Raw genomic sequence first — 19,397 nt, forward strand, 5'->3', positions numbered from 1 at the left:
TAGCGTTAAGGCCGCCTTGGGCGGCCTTTTTTATTTCATCCGGTCTACACTTCATGGCAAAGTACAGTAAAAGCGCGCCGCTTTTTCCTTTGGTGGCGTGCCCTTACGGACATAATGGATATTTGCCTGGAGTTTTATGCCCACCCATCTGGTTTGGTTTCGCGCGGACCTGCGCGTACATGACAACTTCGCACTCGCGGCAGCCTGCCGTTCCGATGACGCCAGCGTGCTGGCGCTATTTATCGCTACGCCTGAACAGTGGCAGCAGCATGATATGGCCCCGCGTCAGGCCGCTTACCTCAAATCGCATCTGAACGATCTGCAACACTCACTTGCTGAAAAAGGTATCCCCCTGATCTACAAAGAGGTCAGTGACTTTGCCGCGCAGCTTAAGATGTTGCGGGAGGTATGTCAGCAGAACGGCGTCACGCATCTTTTTTATAACTACCAGTACGAGCTGAACGAACGGCTGCGGGATCGCCAACTGGAGAACATTCTGGGCGAGGTGGTTTGTGAAGGATTTGATGACAGCGTAATGCTGGCACCGGGTAGCGTCATGACCGGCGGCCATGAAATGTATAAAGTGTTCACGCCGTTTAAAAATGCTTTTGTTAAACGTCTGAAAGAGGCGCTGCCGGAGTGCGTACCCGCACCCGCAGCCAGAGAGGAAGCCATAACCACGCTGCCTGAATTAACGTTTAACTATCCCCAACAGACATTCGATGAGCTTCTGTTCCCCGCAAACGAGAAGGCAGCAATTGCGAAGCTGCGCCAGTTTTGCAAACAGGGCGCGGGAGAGTACGAGGCGCGCAGGGATTTCCCGGCGATTGAAGGGACAAGCCGCTTATCGGCAAGCCTGGCGCTGGGCGTGCTCTCTCCTCGTCAGTGTCTACACCGTCTTCTGGCCGAGCAGCCGCAGGCGATGGACGGTGGGGCGGGTTCGGTGTGGCTGAACGAACTCATCTGGCGTGAATTTTATCGGCATCTGATGACGTATCATCCCGCTCTCTGTAAGCATCGTCCGTTCATTCCCTGGACCGACAACGTAAAATGGCAGCACGATGAGGCACTTTTACAGGCCTGGCAAAAAGGGGAGACGGGCTATCCGATTGTTGATGCCGCCATGCGCCAACTGAATGAGACGGGGTGGATGCACAACCGCCTGCGAATGATTACCGCCAGCTTTCTGGTGAAGGATCTGCTTATCGACTGGCGTATCGGAGAGCGCTATTTTATCTCTCAGCTGATCGACGGCGATCTCGCTGCGAATAACGGCGGCTGGCAGTGGGCGGCCTCTACCGGCACCGATGCGGCTCCCTATTTCAGGATTTTTAATCCGACCACTCAGGGACAAAAATTTGATGCCAACGGCGACTTTATCCGCCGCTGGTTGCCCGCGCTCAGGAACGTTCCTGCAAAAGCGATCCACGACCCGTGGGCATGGGCGGATAAACAGGGCGTAAAGCTCGATTATCCCCGCCCGATTGTTGACCATAAACAGGCGCGTGCCGCCACGCTGGCGGCGTACGAAGCCGCCAGAAAAGTTTGAGAGCATAAAGATGAAAAACAGCGAACTGGAACGCCTGATTAACGAAAAACTCAATACCGCCTCCTTTAGCGACTACGGTCCTAATGGCCTGCAGGTAGAAGGGCGCGAAACGGTGCAGAAAATTATCACCGGCGTCACGGCAAGCCAGGCGCTGCTGGATGAGGCTGTCCGTCAGGAGGCCGATGCGGTGATTGTCCATCACGGTTACTTCTGGAAAAACGAATCACCGATTATTCGCGGCATGAAGCGCAACCGCCTGAAAACGTTGCTGGCAAATGACATCAACCTGTACGGTTACCACCTGCCGCTGGACGCGCACCCGGAACTGGGCAACAACGTTCAGCTTGCCCGACTGTTGGGGATTACCGTAATGGGCGAAATCGAGCCGCTGGTGCCGTGGGGCGAGCTGGCGATGCCGGTTCCGGGGCTGGAACTGGCTTCCTGGATTGAAGCGCGCCTGGGGCGTCGTCCGCTGTGGAGCGGCGATACCGGTCCGGATACGGTGAAGCGTGTTGCCTGGTGCACCGGAGGCGGGCAGGGCTTTATCGACAGCGCCGCGCGCTTCGGTGTCGATGCCTTTATCACCGGCGAGGTTTCCGAGCAGACCATTCATTCGGCGCGTGAACAGGGGCTGCATTTTTACGCGGCAGGCCATCATGCCACCGAGCGCGGCGGCATTCGCGCCCTCAGCGAGTGGCTGACGGAAAATACCGATCTGGATGTGACCTTTATTGATATTCCTAACCCGGCCTGATGAGAGGTGCCTGAGTGCAGCGAGCGCGTTGTTATCTTCTGGGAGAAACGGCAGTGGTTCTGGAGCTCGAGCCGCCGGTGACCCTTGCCACGCAAAAGCGTATCTGGCGGCTAACCCAGCGTCTGGTCGATCTGCCGGATGTGGTTGAAGCCATTCCGGGGATGAATAACATCACGGTGGTGCTGCGTAGTCCGCATACGCTGGCGCTGGATGCCATCGAACGTTTGCAGCGCTGGTGGGAAGAGAGCGAGGCGCTGGAGCCGGAATCGCGTGCCATTGAGATCCCGGTCGTTTATGGCGGTACGGGGGGACCGGATCTTGGTGTGGTCGCAGACCACTGCGGACTCACAGAAAAGCAGGTTGTTGAGTTGCACAGTTCGGTTGACTACGTCGTCTGGTTCCTGGGATTCCAGCCCGGATTCCCGTATCTGGGGGGATTATCTCCCCGTTTGCATACGCCGCGCCGCGCTGAGCCGCGCCTGAGCGTACCGGCGGGGACGGTGGCTATCGGCGGCGAGCAGACCGGCGTCTATCCGCTAACATCGCCCGGTGGATGGCAGCTTATCGGACATACCGCTATGCCTTTATTTGACCCTGGGCTGGAGACGCCAATACTCCTGCGTCCTGGCGATACCCTTCGCTTTATCCCGCAGAAGGAGGGGGTATGTTAACGCTTATTCGCGCCGGGCTTTATACCTCCGTACAGGATGCCGGCCGCTTTGGTATGCGCCAGTCCGGCGTGAGCTATTGTGGCGCTCTGGACCGTCCAGCGCTGGAGATCGCTAACGTGCTGGTGGGCAACCCCGGCAGCACGGCGGCGCTCGAAATTACGCTCGGCCAGTGTGTCATTGAGTTTGGTCAGGAGACCTGGTTCGCGCTCACCGGCGCAGGCTGTGATGCCACGCTGGACGGCAAAGCGGTGTGGACCGGCTGGCGTCTGCGGGCTAAAGCCGGACAGCGTCTGACCTTAAAGCGCCCTTTACACGGCGTGCGTAGCTATCTTGCGGTGGCTGGCGGCATTGATGTGCCTGACGTGCTGGGCTCATCCAGTACCGATCAGAAAGCCGGGATTGGCGGTCACGAAGGACGTTTGTTGCGCGACGGCGATCGCCTGGCGATTAAGCCCTCTTCGCGTCACTTCTCGACGGCTCAGGGGGTAAAACAACTCCTCTGGGGAAACCAGATCCGCGCCTTACCGGGGCCGGAATATCATGAGTTCGACGAGGCCTCAAAAGAGTCCTTTTGGCGCTCGCCGTGGAAGCTCAGTCCGCAGAGTAACCGTATGGGTTATCGTCTGCAGGGGCAGCCGCTGATCCGGACGACCGACAGAGAACTGCTCTCCCACGGTTTACTGCCAGGGGTTATTCAGGTTCCGGGCAACGGGCAACCGATCGTGTTAATGAACGACGCGCAGACGACGGGGGGCTATCCGCGAATTGCCTGCATCATTGAAGCCGATCGCTACCATCTGGCGCAAATTCCCCTCGGACAGCCGATTCACTTCGTTCAATGTTCGCTGGAGGAGGCGCTAAAGGCGCGGCAGGATCAGCAGCGCTATCTCGAACAGCTGGCGTGGAGGCTCGATGGTAAAGATTGATTTGAATGCCGATCTGGGCGAGGGCGGCAGCGCCGATGCGGCGCTGATGACGCTGGTCTCCTCGGTCAATATCGCCTGCGGCTTTCACGCGGGCGATGCGCAAACCATGCTGGAGAGCGTGCGTAACGCCATCAAAAACGGCGTCGCGATAGGCGCACATCCGAGCTTCCCTGACCGGGAAAACTTTGGCCGCACCGCGATGGACCTGCCGCCTGAAACGGTCTACGCACAGGTGCTCTACCAGATCGGCGCGCTGGAGGCGATGGTGCGCGCTGAGAACGGTGTGCTGCGCCACGTGAAGCCGCACGGCATGCTCTATAACCAGGCGGCAAAAGATCCGGCGCTGGCGGACGCTATAGCCCGTGCGGTGCGGGACTCTAATCCGCAGCTGATTCTGATCGGCCTGGCGGGCAGCGAGCTTATTCGTGCCGGAGAACGGCTGGGGCTGACCACGCGGCAGGAAGTGTTTGCCGATCGGGGATACATGCCTGATGGCAGCCTTGTACCGCGTACGCAGGCCGGTGCGCTGATTACCGACGAAGCTAAAGCGCTGGCCCAGACGCTGGATATGGTGCGCGCCGGGCGGGTGACCGCCGTGGACGGCACGTCGGCAAACGTTCAGGCTGATACCGTATGTTTACACGGCGACGGCGAGCATGCGCTCCAGTTCGCGCGCCGCCTGCGGGCTGCGTTCTCTGAAGAGGGTATTCTTGTCAGCGCAGATTAATCATGAAAGGACAGAAAAATGCCAGAAGGCCCGGAGATCCGCCGCGCGGCGGATAGCCTCGAGGCGGCGATAAAGGGCAAACCGCTGACGGAGGTCTGGTTTGCTTTTCCTCAACTGAAACCGTTTGAATCACAGCTGGTGGGGCAGTCGGTAACGCATATTGAAACGCGCGGCAAAGCGCTTCTCACGCATTTTTCCCATAACCTGACGTTATACAGCCATAACCAGCTTTACGGCGTCTGGCACGTGGTGGAGGCAGGTGAACAGCCGCAAACGACACGCGTGCTGCGCGTCAGGCTGCAAACGGCGGATAAGGCGATCCTGCTCTATAGCGCCTCTGATATCGAAATGTTAACGCCTGAGCAGGTGCTCACGCACCCGTTCTTACAGCGGGTTGGGCCGGACGTGCTGGATATGCGCCTGACGGCGAGCGATGTGAAGGCCCGGCTGTTATCGCCTGCATTCCGCAACCGGCAGTTTTCCGGCCTGTTTCTTGACCAGGCCTTTCTGGCCGGGCTTGGCAACTACCTGCGGGTGGAAATCCTCTGGGACGTCGGGCTGGCGCCGCAGCATAAAGCCTCTCAGCTGAGCGATGAACAGCTAGAGGCGCTGTCCCACGCGCTGCTGGACATCCCGCGGCTGTCGTACAACACGCGTGGCTTAGTGGATGAAAACAAGCATCACGGGGCGCTGTTCCGCTTTAAGGTGTTTCATCGGGCGGGGAAAAAGTGCGAGCGGTGCGGAGGGATTATCGACAGGATTATGCTCTCTTCAAGACCCTTTTACTGGTGCCCGCACTGCCAAAAATAAAAGTAAAACGGTAACCCTTGGGTTACCGTTTTTAATGTTTTCACCCTCTCCCTGTGGGAGAGGGCCGGGGTGAGGGCATCAGGCCGCACCCAACGTCTTTTAGCGCTTCAGGTCAGACTTAAAATCACGCTGCTCGTAGCCGGTATACAGCTGACGAGGACGCGCGATCTTCATGCCTTCGCTGTGCATTTCGTTCCAGTGCGCAATCCAGCCTACGGTACGCGCCATAGCGAAGATCACGGTGAACATGGAAGACGGAATGCCCATCGCTTTCAGAATAATGCCAGAGTAGAAATCGACGTTCGGGTAGAGTTTCTTCTCGATGAAGTACGGGTCGTTCAGCGCGATGTGTTCCAGCTCCATCGCCACTTCCAGCAGATCATCTTTGGTACCCAGCTCTTTCAGCACTTCGTGGCAGGTCTCACGCATCACGGTGGCGCGCGGGTCGTAGTTTTTGTAAACACGGTGACCGAAGCCCATCAGGCGGAAGGAGTCATTCTTGTCTTTCGCGCGACGCACGAACTCAGGAATGTGCTCAACGGTGCTGATCTCTTCCAGCATCTTCAATGCCGCTTCGTTCGCGCCGCCGTGCGCCGGTCCCCACAGGGAGGCGATGCCCGCAGCGATACAGGCGAACGGGTTCGCGCCGGAAGAGCCTGCGGTACGGACGGTTGAGGTAGAGGCGTTCTGTTCGTGGTCAGCGTGCAGGATCAGAATACGGTCCATCGCGCGTTCCAGAACCGGGTTCACTTCGTACTCTTCGCACGGCGTGGAGAACATCATGCGCAGGAAGTTACCCGCGTAGGAGAGGTCGTTGCGCGGATACACAAACGGCTGGCCGATGGAGTATTTGTAGCACATCGCCGCCATGGTAGGCATTTTGGACAGCAGACGGTAAGCGGCGATTTCACGGTGACGCGGGTTATTCACGTCAAGGGAGTCGTGGTAGAACGCTGCAAGCGCACCGGTAATACCGCACATCACCGCCATTGGGTGAGAGTCACGACGGAACGCATGGAACAGACGGGTAATCTGCTCATGGATCATGGTGTGACGGGTCACGGTGGTTTTAAATTCATCGAACTGGGCCTGCGTCGGTTTTTCGCCGTTCAGCAGGATGTAGCACACTTCCAGGTAGTTGGATTCGGTGGCTAACTGATCGATAGGGAAGCCGCGATGGAGCAGGATACCTTCGTCACCGTCAATGAAGGTGATTTTGGATTCGCAAGATGCGGTAGAGGTAAATCCAGGGTCAAAGGTGAACATCCCTTTGGAACCCAGCGTACGGATATCAATAACATCCTGACCGAGCGTGCCTTTTAGCACATCCAGTTCAATAGCAGTGTCACCATTTAGGGTGAGCGTTGCCTTTGTATCAGCCATTTACGGTCTCCTTAGCGCCTTATGCTTAAGACTGCGCTTTACCGGATTTGCTTTCAGCTGTTAATCACCGTTACCAGATTGTTATTTGGCTTACCGCTCAGCTCACGAGGACAAACCAGGGTACAGAGCTATGGCGCCTTGCAGGTAAACGAATGAAATATCAGTGAAACAACAGCAAATCAGCGTTTTTGCAGTCCGAATTATTCAAACCTGTATATCACTAATAACTGTCCTGATAACTTCGGTCAATACCATCACACTGTTACATAACTATTTGTCAGGTGAAAGAGAGACCTCATAACTTTTGCGCATTATATGCCTTTTCTGATGACGTTTGTAACAATATTGTTTAACATTTGTCAAATCAGATGATTAAAAATTAAAAAGATGTTGTTATCGTGACCCTGATCACTGTTCCAGAGAAAACCCGACAAACTGTATGTAGGTTAATTGTAATGATTTTGTGAACGGCCTATACTGCCGCCAGGTCTCCGGAACACCCTGCAATCCCGAGCCACCCAGCGTTGTAACGTGTCGTTTAAGCATCTGGAAGCAGTGTTTTGCATGACGCGCAGTTATAGAAAAGGAACGCTGCTTGACCCGCATCGCAGTCCGGAGGAAGGAAACAATAAGAACAGCATGTGGGCGTTATTCATGATAAGAAATGTGAAAAAACAAAGACCTGTCAATCTGGATCTCAAAACGATCCGGTTCCCCGTAACAGCAATAGCGTCCATTCTGCACCGTGTTTCTGGTGTGATTACGTTTGTGGCGGTCGGTATTCTGCTGTGGTTACTGGGCACCAGCCTCTCTTCCCCTGAAGGATTCCTCCAGGCCTCTGCCATCATGAACAGCTTCTTCGTGAAATTCATCATGTGGGGCATTCTGACCGCGCTGGCGTACCACGTCGTCGTGGGTGTTCGCCATATGCTGATGGACTTTGGCTACCTGGAAGAGACTTTCGAAGCCGGGAAACGCTCCGCTAACATTTCATTTGTGATTACTGTCGTGCTTTCACTTCTCGCAGGAGTTCTCGTATGGTAAGCAACGCCTCCGCATTAGGACGCAACGGCGTACATGACTTCATTCTGGTCCGTGCTACCGCCATCGTTCTCACTCTTTACATCATCTATATGATCGGTTTCTTCGCGACCAGCGGCACGCTGACGTGGGAAATCTGGAGTGGGTTCTTCGGATCCGCCTTCACCAAAGTGTTCACCCTGCTGGCCCTGTTCTCTATCCTTATTCATGCATGGATTGGCATGTGGCAGGTGTTGACCGATTACGTTAAACCGCTGGCGATTCGCCTCCCACTGCAGCTGGCCATTGTGGTTGCACTGGTGGTTTACGTTATTTATGGATTCGTTGTGGTGTGGGGTGTGTAATGAAACTGCCAGTCAGAGAATTTGATGCTGTTGTAATTGGTGCCGGTGGCGCAGGTATGCGTGCCGCACTGCAAATTTCCCAGAGCGGCCAAACCTGTGCGCTGCTCTCTAAAGTCTTCCCGACCCGTTCCCATACTGTGTCCGCGCAGGGCGGTATTACCGTTGCGCTGGGTAACTCCCATGAAGATAACTGGGAATGGCACATGTATGACACGGTAAAAGGTTCCGATTACATCGGCGACCAGGATGCCATCGAATATATGTGTAAAACCGGCCCGGAAGCGATTCTGGAGCTGGACCACATGGGTCTGCCGTTCTCCCGTCTGGAAAATGGCACTATCTATCAGCGTCCGTTTGGCGGCCAGTCGAAAAACTTCGGCGGCGAGCAGGCGGCACGCACCGCGGCGGCGGCTGACCGTACCGGTCACGCGCTGCTGCACACCCTTTATCAGCAGAACCTGAAAAACCACACCACCATCTTCTCCGAATGGTATGCGCTGGATCTGGTGAAAAACGCCGATGGCGCAATTGTTGGCTGTACCGCGCTGTGCATCGAAACCGGTGAAGTGGTTTACTTCAAAGCGCGCGCTACAGTGCTGGCGACCGGCGGTGCAGGCCGTATCTATCAGTCCACCACCAACGCCCACATCAACACCGGTGACGGTGTCGGTATGGCTATCCGCGCGGGCGTGCCGGTGCAGGATATGGAGATGTGGCAGTTCCACCCAACCGGTATCGCCGGTGCAGGCGTTCTGGTAACAGAAGGCTGCCGCGGTGAAGGTGGCTACCTGCTGAACAAACACGGTGAGCGCTTCATGGAGCGTTATGCCCCGAATGCGAAAGACCTGGCGGGTCGTGACGTGGTGGCGCGTTCCATCATGATCGAAATCCGTGAAGGCCGCGGCTGCGACGGCCCATGGGGTCCGCACGCGAAGCTGAAACTCGACCATCTGGGTAAAGAAGTTCTGGAGTCCCGTCTGCCGGGTATCCTGGAACTGTCCCGCACCTTCGCACACGTCGACCCGGTGAAAGAGCCGATTCCGGTTATCCCAACCTGCCACTACATGATGGGCGGTATTCCGACCAAAGTAACCGGTCAGGCGCTGACCGTGAACGAGCAGGGCGAAGACGTGGTCATTCCTGGCCTGTTCGCGGTGGGCGAAATCGCCTGCGTATCCGTACACGGTGCAAACCGTCTGGGCGGCAACTCCCTGCTGGACCTGGTGGTGTTTGGTCGCGCAGTGGGTCTGCATCTGCAGGAATCCATTGCCGAGCAGGGTGCGCTGCGTGACGCAACCGACGACGAAATTGATGCTTCTCTGGAGCGCCTCAACCGCTGGAACGGCAACCGTAACGGCGAAGATCCGGTGGAAATCCGTAAAGCGCTGCAGGAATGTATGCAGCACAACTTCTCGGTATTCCGTGAAGGCGACGCGATGGCCAAAGGTCTTGAGCAGCTGAAAGCGATCCGCGAGCGTCTGAAAAATGCCCGTCTGGACGACACCTCCAGCGAGTTCAACACCCAGCGCGTTGAGTGCCTGGAGCTGGATAACCTGATGGAAACCGCGTTCGCGACCGCGATGTCGGCAAACTTCCGTACCGAAAGCCGTGGCGCCCATAGCCGCTTCGACTTCCCGGAGCGTGATGACGAAAACTGGCTGTGTCATTCCCTGTATCTGCCAGAGTCGGAAACCATGACGCGTCGTAGCGTCAACATGGAACCGAAACTGCGTCCGGCGTTCCCGCCGAAGATTCGTACTTACTAATGCGGAGACAGGATAATGAAACTCGAATTCTCAGTTTATCGTTATAACCCGGATGTTGATGACGCTCCGCGCATGCAGGACTACACCCTGGAAGCGGAAGAAGGTCGCGACATGATGCTGCTGGATGCCTTAATCCAGCTGAAAGAAAAAGATCCAACGCTGTCGTTCCGCCGCTCCTGCCGTGAAGGGGTCTGCGGTTCTGACGGTGTGAACATGAACGGCAAAAATGGCCTGGCCTGCATCACGCCAATATCAGCGTTGCAGCGTCCTGGTCAGAAAATTGTTATCCGTCCTCTGCCAGGCCTGCCGGTCGTGCGTGATTTGGTGGTAGACATGGGGCAATTCTATGCACAATATGAGAAGATTAAGCCTTACTTATTGAATAATGGGCAAAATCCACCGGCTCGTGAGCACTTACAGTCTCCTGAGCAGCGTGAAAAACTCGATGGTCTGTACGAGTGTATTCTCTGCGCATGTTGTTCAACGTCCTGCCCGTCGTTCTGGTGGAACCCGGACAAGTTTATCGGTCCGGCCGGTCTGCTGGCTGCCTATCGCTTCCTGATCGACAGCCGCGACACCGAAACCGACAGCCGTCTGGAAGGACTGAGTGACGCTTTCAGCGTATTCCGCTGCCATAGCATCATGAACTGCGTCAGTGTGTGTCCGAAGGGTCTGAACCCGACGCGCGCCATCGGCCATATTAAGTCGATGCTGCTGCAGCGCAGTGCGTAAGTAGTGAGAGGGGAGCGCTGTTCCCCTCGCCTTACCCCTCTCCCACAGGGAGAGGGCACAGATTGCAGAAACCTTTAAAAACTGCCCTGAAGTCTAGACAGTTTCTAAAGGTTCCTTCGCGGGCCACAAAGAGCTCGCAGGTGAACCCCGGCACGTACACGTGGTGTGCGTGGTAGTTTCTACGGCGAAAGTAAGCATAAAAATGCTTAAGGGATCACGATGCAGAACGGCGCAATGAAAGCCTGGCTGGACTCTTCTTACCTCTCTGGTGCCAACCAGAGCTGGATAGAACAGCTCTATGAAGACTTCTTAACCGATCCTGACTCAGTGGACGCAAACTGGCGTTCCATGTTCCAGCAGTTGCCTGGTACAGGGGTCAAACCGGATCAATTCCATTCCAAAACACGTGATTATTTCCGTCGTCTGGCGAAGGATGCCTCACGTTACTCTTCTGCGATTTCCGACCCTGACACCAATGCGAAGCAGGTTAAAGTCCTGCAGCTTATCAACGCTTATCGCTTCCGTGGTCACCAGCATGCGAATCTCGATCCGCTGGGACTGTGGAAACAAGACCGTGTGGCCGATCTCGATCCGGCGTATCACGATCTGACCGAGGCCGATTTCCAGGAAAGCTTTAACGTAGGTTCCTTTGCCATCGGCAAAGACACGATGAAGCTGGGCGATCTGATTGACGCGCTCAAGCAAACCTACTGCGGCTCCATCGGCGCGGAATACATGCACATTACCTCTACCGAAGAGAAGCGCTGGATCCAGCAGCGCATCGAATCCGTAGCGGGCCACGCGACCTTCTCGGCTGACGAGAAAAAACGCTTCCTCAGCGAACTGACCGCAGCGGAAGGCCTTGAGCGCTATCTGGGCGCGAAGTTCCCGGGCGCAAAACGCTTCTCGCTGGAAGGCGGTGACGCCCTGGTGCCGATGCTGAAAGAGCTGATTCGTCACGCAGGCAAGAGCGGCACCCGTGAAGTGGTGCTGGGCATGGCACACCGTGGTCGTCTGAACGTGCTGGTCAACGTGCTGGGTAAAAAACCGCAGGACCTGTTCGACGAATTCGCGGGCAAACATAAAGAACACCTCGGCACCGGCGACGTGAAGTACCACATGGGCTTCTCGTCTGATATCGAAACCGAAGGCGGTCTGGTTCACCTGGCGCTGGCGTTTAACCCGTCACACCTGGAAATCGTCAGCCCGGTGGTTATCGGTTCCGTGCGCGCGCGTCTGGATCGTCTGGACGAGCCAAGCAGCAATAAAGTTCTGCCAATTACCATCCACGGTGATGCGGCGGTAACAGGGCAGGGCGTGGTGCAGGAAACCCTGAACATGTCGAAAGCGCGTGGTTATGAAGTGGGCGGTACCGTTCGCATCGTGATCAACAACCAGGTGGGCTTCACCACCTCTAACCCGCTGGACGCGCGTTCTACCCCGTACTGCACCGACATCGGTAAGATGGTGCAGGCGCCGATCTTCCACGTTAACGCGGATGACCCGGAAGCCGTTGCTTTCGTTACCCGTCTGGCGCTGGACTTCCGTAATACCTTCAAACGCGATGTGTTCATTGACCTCTTCTGCTACCGCCGTCACGGCCACAACGAAGCGGATGAGCCAAGTGCAACCCAGCCGCTGATGTATCAGAAAATCAAAAAACACCCGACTCCGCGCAAAATCTATGCTGACAAGCTGGAAGGCGACAAAGTGGCGACGCTGGAAGATGCGACCGAAATGGTCAACCTCTACCGCGACGCGCTGGATGCGGGCGAATGCGTAGTGAAAGAACTGCGTCCGATGAACATGCACTCCTTTACCTGGTCGCCGTACCTCAACCACGAGTGGGATGAGAGCTACCCGAATAAGGTTGAGATGAAGCGCCTGCAGGAGCTGGCTAAACGCATCAGCACCGTGCCGGACGCTATCGAGATGCAGTCGCGCGTGGCGAAAATTTATGCTGACCGTCAGTCCATGGCGGCAGGCGAGAAGCTCTTCGACTGGGGCGGTGCGGAAACGCTGGCCTACGCAACGCTGGTTGACGAAGGCATTCCTGTTCGTCTGTCCGGTGAAGATGCGGGCCGTGGAACCTTCTTCCACCGTCACGCGGTTGTTCACAACCAGTCCAACGGTTCAACCTACACCCCGCTGCAGCACGTGCACAACGGTCAGGGCCAGTTCAAGGTCTGGGACTCCGTGCTGTCTGAAGAAGCGGTTCTGGCCTTCGAATACGGTTATGCCACCGCTGAACCACGAACCCTGACCATCTGGGAAGCGCAGTTTGGTGACTTCGCTAACGGTGCGCAGGTGGTTATCGACCAGTTCATCTCCTCCGGCGAGCAGAAGTGGGGCCGTATGTGTGGCCTGGTAATGCTGCTGCCGCACGGTTATGAAGGTCAGGGTCCGGAGCACTCTTCCGCGCGTCTGGAACGTTATCTGCAGCTCTGCGCCGAGCAGAACATGCAGGTCTGTGTACCGTCTACTCCGGCTCAGGTGTACCACATGCTGCGTCGTCAGGCGCTGCGCGGTATGCGTCGTCCGCTGGTGGTGATGTCGCCGAAGTCCCTGCTGCGTCACCCGCTGGCGGTGTCGAGCCTGGATGAGCTGGCAAATGGCACCTTCCTGCCGGCCATCGGTGAAATTGACGAGCTGGATCCGCAGGCCGTGAAGCGTGTGGTGATGTGTTCTGGTAAGGTTTATTACGACCTGCTGGAACAGCGCCGTAAGAACGATCAGAAAGATGTCGCCATCGTGCGTATCGAACAGCTTTATCCGTTCCCGCACCAGGCGGTGCAGGAAGCGCTGAAACCGTACGCTCACGTTCATGATTTTGTCTGGTGCCAGGAAGAGCCGCTTAACCAGGGCGCATGGTACTGCAGCCAGCATCATTTCCGTGAAGTGATTCCATTTGGGTCAGCCCTGCGCTATGCAGGTCGCCCGGCCTCCGCCTCTCCGGCGGTAGGGTATATGTCCGTTCACCAGAAGCAGCAACAAGATCTGGTCAATGACGCGCTGAACGTCGATTAATTAAAGGATACATAATGAGTAGCGTAGATATTCTTGTTCCCGACCTGCCTGAATCCGTAGCAGATGCGACCGTCGCTACCTGGCACAAAAAACCAGGCGATGCCGTTAAGCGCGATGAAGTGCTGGTAGAAATCGAAACTGACAAAGTGGTACTGGAAGTACCGGCTTCGGCGGATGGCGTTCTGGACGCGGTGCTGGAAGATGAAGGTACTACCGTCACGTCTCGTCAGATCCTGGGTCGCCTGCGTGAAGGCAACAGCGCGGGCAAAGAGTCCAGCGCAAAATCTGAAGAGAAAGCCTCTACGCCGGCTCAGCGCCAGCAGGCGTCTCTGGAAGAACAGTCTAACGACGCCCTCAGCCCGACGATCCGTCGCCTGCTGGCGGAACACAGCCTCGACCCGGCAGCCATTAAAGGCACCGGTGTGGGCGGTCGTCTGACCCGTGAAGACATCGACAAGCATCTGGCGAAAGCGCCTGCTCAGGCCGAAGCGAAAGCTCCTGCGGCGGCGCCAGCAGCTCAGCCTGCGCTGGGTGCCCGCAGCGAAAAACGCGTGCCGATGACCCGCCTGCGTAAGCGCGTTGCCGAGCGTCTGCTGGAAGCGAAAAACTCTACCGCGATGCTGACCACCTTCAACGAAGTGAACATGAAGCCAATCATGGACCTGCGCAAGCAGTACGGTGACGCGTTTGAAAAACGTCACGGTATCCGTCTGGGCTTTATGTCCTTCTACGTGAAGGCGGTGGTTGAAGCGCTGAAACGCTATCCGGAAGTGAACGCGTCCATCGATGGCGATGACGTGGTTTACCACAACTATTTCGACGTCAGCATGGCGGTTTCTACTCCACGCGGCCTGGTAACGCCGGTTCTGCGTGATGTGGATACCCTGGGTATGGCTGACATCGAGAAGAACATTAAAGAGCTGGCCGTGAAAGGCCGCGACGGCAAGCTGACCGTAGACGACCTGACCGGCGGTAACTTCACCATTACCAACGGCGGCGTATTCGGCTCGCTGATGTCTACCCCGATCATTAACCCGCCGCAGAGCGCGATCCTGGGTATGCATGCCATCAAAGATCGCCCTATGGCGGTAGACGGTAAAGTTGAGATCCTGCCAATGATGTACCTGGCGCTCTCTTACGATCACCGCCTGATCGACGGCCGCGAGTCCGTGGGCTTCCTGGTTGCGATTAAAGAGCTGCTGGAAGATCCAACCCGTCTGCTGCTGGACGTCTAGTTTTGCAGTCTTGCCCGGCGGCGTATGGCTGCCGGGCCAATAAAAGCACGACCTAACGATTACCTGAAGGATGGATAGAACACATGAACTTACATGAATATCAGGCCAAACAGCTGTTTGCCCGGTATGGCTTACCGGCTCCGGTGGGTTATGCCTGTACTACCCCGCGTGAAGCAGAAGAAGCCGCATCTAAAATCGGTTCCGGCCCTTGGGTAGTTAAGTGTCAGGTTCACGCTGGTGGCCGTGGTAAAGCGGGCGGTGTGAAGGTTGTTAAGAGCAAAGAAGAGATTCGTGCGTTTGCTGAACATTGGCTCGGCAAGCGTCTGGTAACGTACCAGACAGATGCGAACGGCCAGCCGGTTAACCAGATCCTGGTGGAAGCGGCGACCGATATCGCGAAAGAACTTTATCTGGGCGCGGTTGTTGACCGTAGCTCCCGTCGCGTGGTGTTCATGGCGTCTACCGAAGGCGGCGTGGAAATCGAAAAAGTGGCGGAAGAAACCCCGCACCTGATCCACAAAGTGGCTATCGATCCGCTGGCAGGCCCAATGCCTTACCAGGGTCGCGAGCTGGCGTTCAAGCTGGGCCTGGAAGGTAAACTGGTTCAGCAGTTCACCAAGATCTTCATGGGTCTGGCAACTATCTTCCTGGAGCGCGATCTGGCGCTGATCGAGATCAACCCACTGGTGATCACCACCCAGGGCGATCTGATCTGCCTCGACGGCAAGCTGGGCGCTGACGGCAACGCGCTGTTCCGCCAGCCGGATCTGCGCGAAATGCGCGACCAGTCTCAGGAAGACCCGCGTGAAGCACAGGCTGCGCAGTGGGAACTGAACTACGTGGCGCTGGACGGCAACATCGGCTGCATGGTTAACGGTGCGGGCCTGGCAATGGGCACCATGGACATCGTTAAGCTGCACGGCGGTGAGCCAGCAAACTTCCTCGACGTAGGCGGTGGCGCAACCAAAGAGCGCGTAACCGAAGCGTTCAAAATCATTCTCTCTGACGACAACGTGAAGGCCGTTCTGGTTAACATCTTCGGCGGCATCGTACGTTGCGACCTGATCGCCGACGGTATCATCGGTGCGGTAGAAGAAGTGGGTGTTAACGTTCCGGTGGTTGTGCGTCTGGAAGGTAACAACGCTGAACTCGGCGCGAAAAAACTGGCTGACAGCGGCCTGAATATTATTGCAGCGAAAAGTCTGACGGATGCAGCTCAGCAGGTTGTTGCCGCAGTGGAGGGGAAATAATGTCAGTTTTAATTAATAAAGATACCAAGGTTATCTGCCAGGGCTTCACCGGTAGCCAGGGGACTTTCCACTCCGAACAGGCAATTGCCTACGGTACGCAGATGGTTGGCGGTGTTACGCCAGGTAAAGGCGGCACCACCCACCTGGGCCTGCCTGTGTTTAACACCGTGCGTGAAGCCGTAGAAGCGACGGGCGCCACCGCGACCGTGATCTACGTTCCGGCACCGTTCTGCAAAGACTCTATTCTGGAAGCGATCGACGCAGGCATCAAACTGATCATCACCATCACCGAAGGCATCCCGACGCTGGATATGCTGACCGTGAAGGTGAAGCTGGATGAAGCTGGCGTGCGTATGATTGGCCCGAACTGCCCAGGCGTTATCACCCCGGGCGAATGCAAAATCGGCATCATGCCGGGCCACATTCACAAACCGGGTAAAGTGGGCATCGTGTCCCGTTCCGGTACCCTGACCTATGAAGCGGTTAAGCAGACCACCGACTACGGTTTCGGCCAGTCCACCTGCGTGGGCATCGGCGGTGACCCGATCCCGGGCTCTAACTTCATCGACATCCTGAAGCTGTTCCAGGAAGATCCACAGACCGAAGCGATCGTGATGATCGGTGAGATCGGTGGTAGCGCGGAAGAAGAAGCGGCTGCTTACATCAAAGAACACGTGACCAAGCCAGTTGTGGGCTACATCGCGGGTGTGACTGCGCCGAAAGGCAAGCGTATGGGTCACGCAGGCGCGATCATCGCCGGTGGTAAGGGTACGGCTGATGAGAAATTCGCAGCGCTGGAAGCCGCAGGCGTGAAAACCGTTCGCAGCCTGGCGGATATCGGCGAAGCACTGAAATCCATCATTAAGTAAGTCCTCTCTGCTCCCCGAAAGGGGGGCGTTGCAGTATAAAAATGTCCGTTTCGACATGGTTGGCCGCTGTAAAGCGGCCTTTTTTATTGCCTGCCGGGCGTCATGCAATAGTCACAATTGGGTGTTAATTAGAGAGGATGTAAAAGTAAAATAATTGTTATTTATTTGCCTTTAAGAGAGCAGATGGAAAAAAATAAAAAACGCACTAAAATTTATGTCCTGAATAAATCAGTCATTAAGCGTAACTGAGTTAATAAAAATCACTTCTGTTTATATTCATCCGTCGATTCGATAACCTTAATTGTATTTCATATACATATCTTTAACATGGTTTTTACCATGTTCACCACATCAAAACACAATTAACATTAAGAATTGTTTTTGATTTAAATCAATGTTTAATCCTTGGAAAAAGGCGCTGAAAAGCGCTAAATTGTTCCCGATCAAAATGGCCGAAAAGTGGTAATTTTGCTATAAATTGATCGCCGTCGAAAAACGTAAATGTGATTCAATAAAAACCTGTTTATTGTAAGGGTTTTGCAGCGTATTATATTTGCGGGATCAATTTGAGTTTTTTATTAACGTATTTGTAACCTCACGTCATCGTTTTTATCCTCCCTCAGGGTAATAACGACGACAAGGATGCGAATAATTTGTATTGGGGCATGCGTGTGGATCTCTTTCTGACGGGGTCCACTCTCGGAGTCTTCATGCGATGAGCAAGGAGTCATGATGTTAGATATAGTCGAACTGTCGCGCTTACAGTTTGCCTTGACCGCGATGTACCACTTCCTGTTTGTGCCACTGACGCTCGGTATGGCGTTCCTGCTGGCCATTATGGAAACGGTATACGTTCTCTCCGGCAAACAGATTTATAAAGATATGACAAAGTTCTGGGGCAAGTTGTTTGGTATCAACTTCGCACTGGGCGTGGCAACCGGTTTGACCATGGAGTTCCAGTTCGGGACTAACTGGTCTTACTATTCCCACTATGTAGGGGATATCTTCGGTGCGCCGCTGGCCATTGAAGGTCTGATGGCCTTCTTCCTCGAATCCACCTTTGTAGGTCTGTTCTTCTTCGGTTGGGACCGTCTGGGTAAAGTCCAGCATATGGCGGTGACCTGGCTTGTGGCATTAGGTTCGAACCTGTCCGCGCTGTGGATCCTGGTTGCGAACGGCTGGATGCAGAACCCTATCGCGTCTGATTTCAACTTCGAAACCATGCGTATGGAGATGGTCAGCTTTGCCGAGCTGGTCCTGAACCCGGTTGCTCAGGTTAAATTCGTTCACACCGTCGCTTCTGGCTACGTGTGCGGCGCGATGTTTGTGCTGGGCATCAGTTCTTACTATATGCTGCGTGGTCGTGACTTCGCGTTTGCTAAGCGCTCCTTTGCTATCGCTGCAAGCTTCGGTATGGCTGCCATCCTCTCTGTTATCGTTCTGGGTGATGAATCCGGTTACGAAATGGGTGACGTGCAAAAAACCAAACTGGCCGCCATCGAAGCCGAATGGGAAACCCAGCCGGCGCCTGCTGCCTTTACGCTGTTCGGTATTCCCGATCAGGACGCGCAGGAAAACCGCTTTGCCATTCAGATTCCTTACGCGCTGGGTATCATTGCCACTCGTTCTGTTGATAAGCAGGTGACGGGTCTGAAAGAGCTGATGGTTCAGCACGAAGAGCGTATTCGTAACGGTATGAAAGCCTACTCGCTGCTGGAACAGCTGCGTGCTGGCTCTACAGACCAGACCGTCCGCGACCAGTTTAACGACGTGAAGAAAGATCTGGGTTATGGCCTGCTGCTGAAGCGTTATACCCCGAACGTTTCTGATGCGACGGAAGCGCAGATCCAGATGGCAACCAAAGACTCGATTCCACGCGTTGCGCCTCTGTACTTCGCATTCCGTATCATGGTGGGCTGCGGCATCATCATGCTGCTGATCATTGCGGCGTCCTTCTGGTCTGTGATTCGCAACCGCATCGGTGAGAAAAAATGGCTGCTGCGCACCGCGCTTTACGGTATTCCACTGCCGTGGATCGCAATTGAGTCCGGCTGGTTTGTTGCGGAGTATGGCCGTCAGCCATGGGCGATCGGTGAGGTCCTGCCAACGGCGGTGGCGAACTCGTCCCTGACCGCAGGCGACCTGATCTTCTCCATGCTGCTGATTTGTGGTCTGTACACCCTGTTCCTGGTGGCTGAACTGTTCCTGATGTTCAAGTTCGCGCGCCTTGGCCCAAGCAGCCTGAAAACCGGTCGCTATCACTACGAGCAGTCCACTGCGACTACTCAGCCGGCACGCTAAGACAGGAGTCAT

16 protein-coding genes are annotated in these 19,397 nt (G+C 55.7%); 15 read left to right on the forward strand and 1 reads right to left on the reverse strand.

From position 1 onward, the window contains the following. Positions 1-136 precede the first annotated feature (136 nt). Genes phrB through nei form a run of 6 tightly spaced genes read left to right on the forward strand, consistent with a single transcriptional unit; the run spans position 137 to position 5,437 of the window. Positions 137-1,549 carry a deoxyribodipyrimidine photo-lyase gene (gene phrB, locus ACWYRJ_RS08875; RefSeq protein ID WP_455507753.1) on the forward strand — a complete coding sequence of 471 codons (1,413 nt, stop codon included), beginning with the start codon at positions 137-139 and terminating at the stop codon, positions 1,547-1,549. 10 nt (positions 1,550-1,559) lie between these two features. Continuing rightward, positions 1,560-2,303 carry a type 2 GTP cyclohydrolase I gene (locus ACWYRJ_RS08880; RefSeq protein WP_045909572.1) on the forward strand — a complete coding sequence of 248 codons (744 nt, stop codon included), beginning with the start codon at positions 1,560-1,562 and terminating at the stop codon, positions 2,301-2,303. 14 nt (positions 2,304-2,317) lie between these two features. Beyond that, on the forward strand, positions 2,318-2,974 hold the full coding sequence (pxpB, locus tag ACWYRJ_RS08885; RefSeq protein WP_111964372.1) for a 5-oxoprolinase subunit PxpB: 657 nt from the start codon (positions 2,318-2,320) through the stop codon (positions 2,972-2,974). Then, entirely contained in the window at positions 2,968-3,900 is a 933-nt protein-coding gene (gene pxpC / locus ACWYRJ_RS08890; protein WP_111964371.1) for a 5-oxoprolinase subunit PxpC, read from the forward strand. Before pxpB ends, pxpC begins: the two co-directional genes overlap by 7 nt. Further along, a complete protein-coding gene (gene pxpA, locus ACWYRJ_RS08895) occupies positions 3,887-4,627 on the forward strand; it encodes a 5-oxoprolinase subunit PxpA (RefSeq protein ID WP_111964370.1) in 741 nt (246 codons plus the stop codon). The genes pxpC and pxpA overlap by 14 nt, the downstream gene beginning before the upstream one ends. An 18-nt stretch (positions 4,628-4,645) precedes the next feature. Further along, entirely contained in the window at positions 4,646-5,437 is a 792-nt protein-coding gene (nei, locus tag ACWYRJ_RS08900; protein WP_455507754.1) for an endonuclease VIII, read from the forward strand. A 99-nt stretch (positions 5,438-5,536) separates the two neighbouring features. Here the strand turns inward: nei and ACWYRJ_RS08905 are convergent, their stop codons facing one another. Next, on the reverse strand, positions 5,537-6,820 hold the full coding sequence (locus ACWYRJ_RS08905; protein WP_045909567.1) for a citrate synthase: 1,284 nt from the start codon (positions 6,818-6,820) through the stop codon (positions 5,537-5,539). 639 nt (positions 6,821-7,459) lie between these two features. Between ACWYRJ_RS08905 and sdhC the strand changes: the two genes are divergently transcribed. The 9 genes from sdhC to cydA all read left to right on the forward strand — a co-directional run bounded on the left by sdhC (position 7,460) and on the right by cydA (position 19,385). Beyond that, positions 7,460-7,864 carry a succinate dehydrogenase cytochrome b556 subunit gene (gene sdhC / locus ACWYRJ_RS08910; protein WP_020684965.1) on the forward strand — a complete coding sequence of 135 codons (405 nt, stop codon included), beginning with the start codon at positions 7,460-7,462 and terminating at the stop codon, positions 7,862-7,864. Next, positions 7,858-8,205: a succinate dehydrogenase membrane anchor subunit gene (sdhD, locus tag ACWYRJ_RS08915; protein WP_008501088.1), complete on the forward strand. Its 348-nt coding sequence runs from the start codon at positions 7,858-7,860 to the stop codon at positions 8,203-8,205. The genes sdhC and sdhD overlap by 7 nt, the downstream gene beginning before the upstream one ends. After that, a complete protein-coding gene (gene sdhA / locus ACWYRJ_RS08920; protein WP_024908800.1) occupies positions 8,205-9,971 on the forward strand; it encodes a succinate dehydrogenase flavoprotein subunit in 1,767 nt (588 codons plus the stop codon). Before sdhD ends, sdhA begins: the two co-directional genes overlap by 1 nt. Before the next feature lie 15 nt (positions 9,972-9,986). Further along, positions 9,987-10,703, forward strand: a complete 717-nt coding sequence (sdhB, locus tag ACWYRJ_RS08925) for a succinate dehydrogenase iron-sulfur subunit SdhB (protein WP_008501090.1) — start codon at positions 9,987-9,989, stop codon at positions 10,701-10,703. A 219-nt stretch (positions 10,704-10,922) separates the two neighbouring features. Beyond that, on the forward strand, positions 10,923-13,730 hold the full coding sequence (sucA, locus tag ACWYRJ_RS08930; RefSeq protein WP_115874512.1) for a 2-oxoglutarate dehydrogenase E1 component: 2,808 nt from the start codon (positions 10,923-10,925) through the stop codon (positions 13,728-13,730). A 14-nt stretch (positions 13,731-13,744) separates the two neighbouring features. Then, complete coding sequence (gene odhB, locus ACWYRJ_RS08935; protein WP_455507755.1) at positions 13,745-14,965, forward strand: 2-oxoglutarate dehydrogenase complex dihydrolipoyllysine-residue succinyltransferase; 1,221 nt, start codon at positions 13,745-13,747, stop codon at positions 14,963-14,965. Positions 14,966-15,048: 83 nt separating this feature from the next. Further along, positions 15,049-16,215 (forward strand): ADP-forming succinate--CoA ligase subunit beta, encoded by a 1,167-nt coding sequence (sucC, locus tag ACWYRJ_RS08940; RefSeq protein WP_006809579.1) that lies wholly within the window; start codon positions 15,049-15,051, stop codon positions 16,213-16,215. Continuing rightward, the gene (sucD, locus tag ACWYRJ_RS08945; RefSeq protein ID WP_008501094.1) at positions 16,215-17,084 is read left to right on the forward strand and encodes a succinate--CoA ligase subunit alpha; all 870 of its coding nucleotides are present in this window, start codon (positions 16,215-16,217) and stop codon (positions 17,082-17,084) included. The genes sucC and sucD overlap by 1 nt, the downstream gene beginning before the upstream one ends. A 732-nt stretch (positions 17,085-17,816) precedes the next feature. Then, positions 17,817-19,385 (forward strand): cytochrome ubiquinol oxidase subunit I, encoded by a 1,569-nt coding sequence (cydA, locus tag ACWYRJ_RS08950; protein WP_032638923.1) that lies wholly within the window; start codon positions 17,817-17,819, stop codon positions 19,383-19,385. Positions 19,386-19,397 lie beyond the last annotated feature (12 nt).

Source organism: Enterobacter sp. (assembly GCF_977039595.1).

Bases quoted from the DNA above. Each gene is read 5' to 3' on its own strand.
- pxpC (WP_111964371.1), top strand. From the start codon at position 2,968: ATGTTAACGCTTATTCGCGCCGGGCTTTATACCTCCGTACAGGATGCC.
- ACWYRJ_RS08905 (WP_045909567.1), bottom strand. From the start codon at position 6,820: ATGGCTGATACAAAGGCAACGCTCACCCTAAATGGTGACACTGCTATT.
- sdhD (WP_008501088.1), top strand. From the start codon at position 7,858: ATGGTAAGCAACGCCTCCGCATTAGGACGCAACGGCGTACATGACTTC.
- sdhC (WP_020684965.1), top strand. From the start codon at position 7,460: ATGTGGGCGTTATTCATGATAAGAAATGTGAAAAAACAAAGACCTGTC.
- ACWYRJ_RS08880 (WP_045909572.1), top strand. From the start codon at position 1,560: ATGAAAAACAGCGAACTGGAACGCCTGATTAACGAAAAACTCAATACC.
- sucC (WP_006809579.1), top strand. From the start codon at position 15,049: ATGAACTTACATGAATATCAGGCCAAACAGCTGTTTGCCCGGTATGGC.
- sucD (WP_008501094.1), top strand. From the start codon at position 16,215: ATGTCAGTTTTAATTAATAAAGATACCAAGGTTATCTGCCAGGGCTTC.
- sucA (WP_115874512.1), top strand. From the start codon at position 10,923: ATGCAGAACGGCGCAATGAAAGCCTGGCTGGACTCTTCTTACCTCTCT.
- odhB (WP_455507755.1), top strand. From the start codon at position 13,745: ATGAGTAGCGTAGATATTCTTGTTCCCGACCTGCCTGAATCCGTAGCA.
- phrB (WP_455507753.1), top strand. From the start codon at position 137: ATGCCCACCCATCTGGTTTGGTTTCGCGCGGACCTGCGCGTACATGAC.
- sdhB (WP_008501090.1), top strand. From the start codon at position 9,987: ATGAAACTCGAATTCTCAGTTTATCGTTATAACCCGGATGTTGATGAC.
- nei (WP_455507754.1), top strand. From the start codon at position 4,646: ATGCCAGAAGGCCCGGAGATCCGCCGCGCGGCGGATAGCCTCGAGGCG.
- cydA (WP_032638923.1), top strand. From the start codon at position 17,817: ATGTTAGATATAGTCGAACTGTCGCGCTTACAGTTTGCCTTGACCGCG.
- pxpA (WP_111964370.1), top strand. From the start codon at position 3,887: ATGGTAAAGATTGATTTGAATGCCGATCTGGGCGAGGGCGGCAGCGCC.
- sdhA (WP_024908800.1), top strand. From the start codon at position 8,205: ATGAAACTGCCAGTCAGAGAATTTGATGCTGTTGTAATTGGTGCCGGT.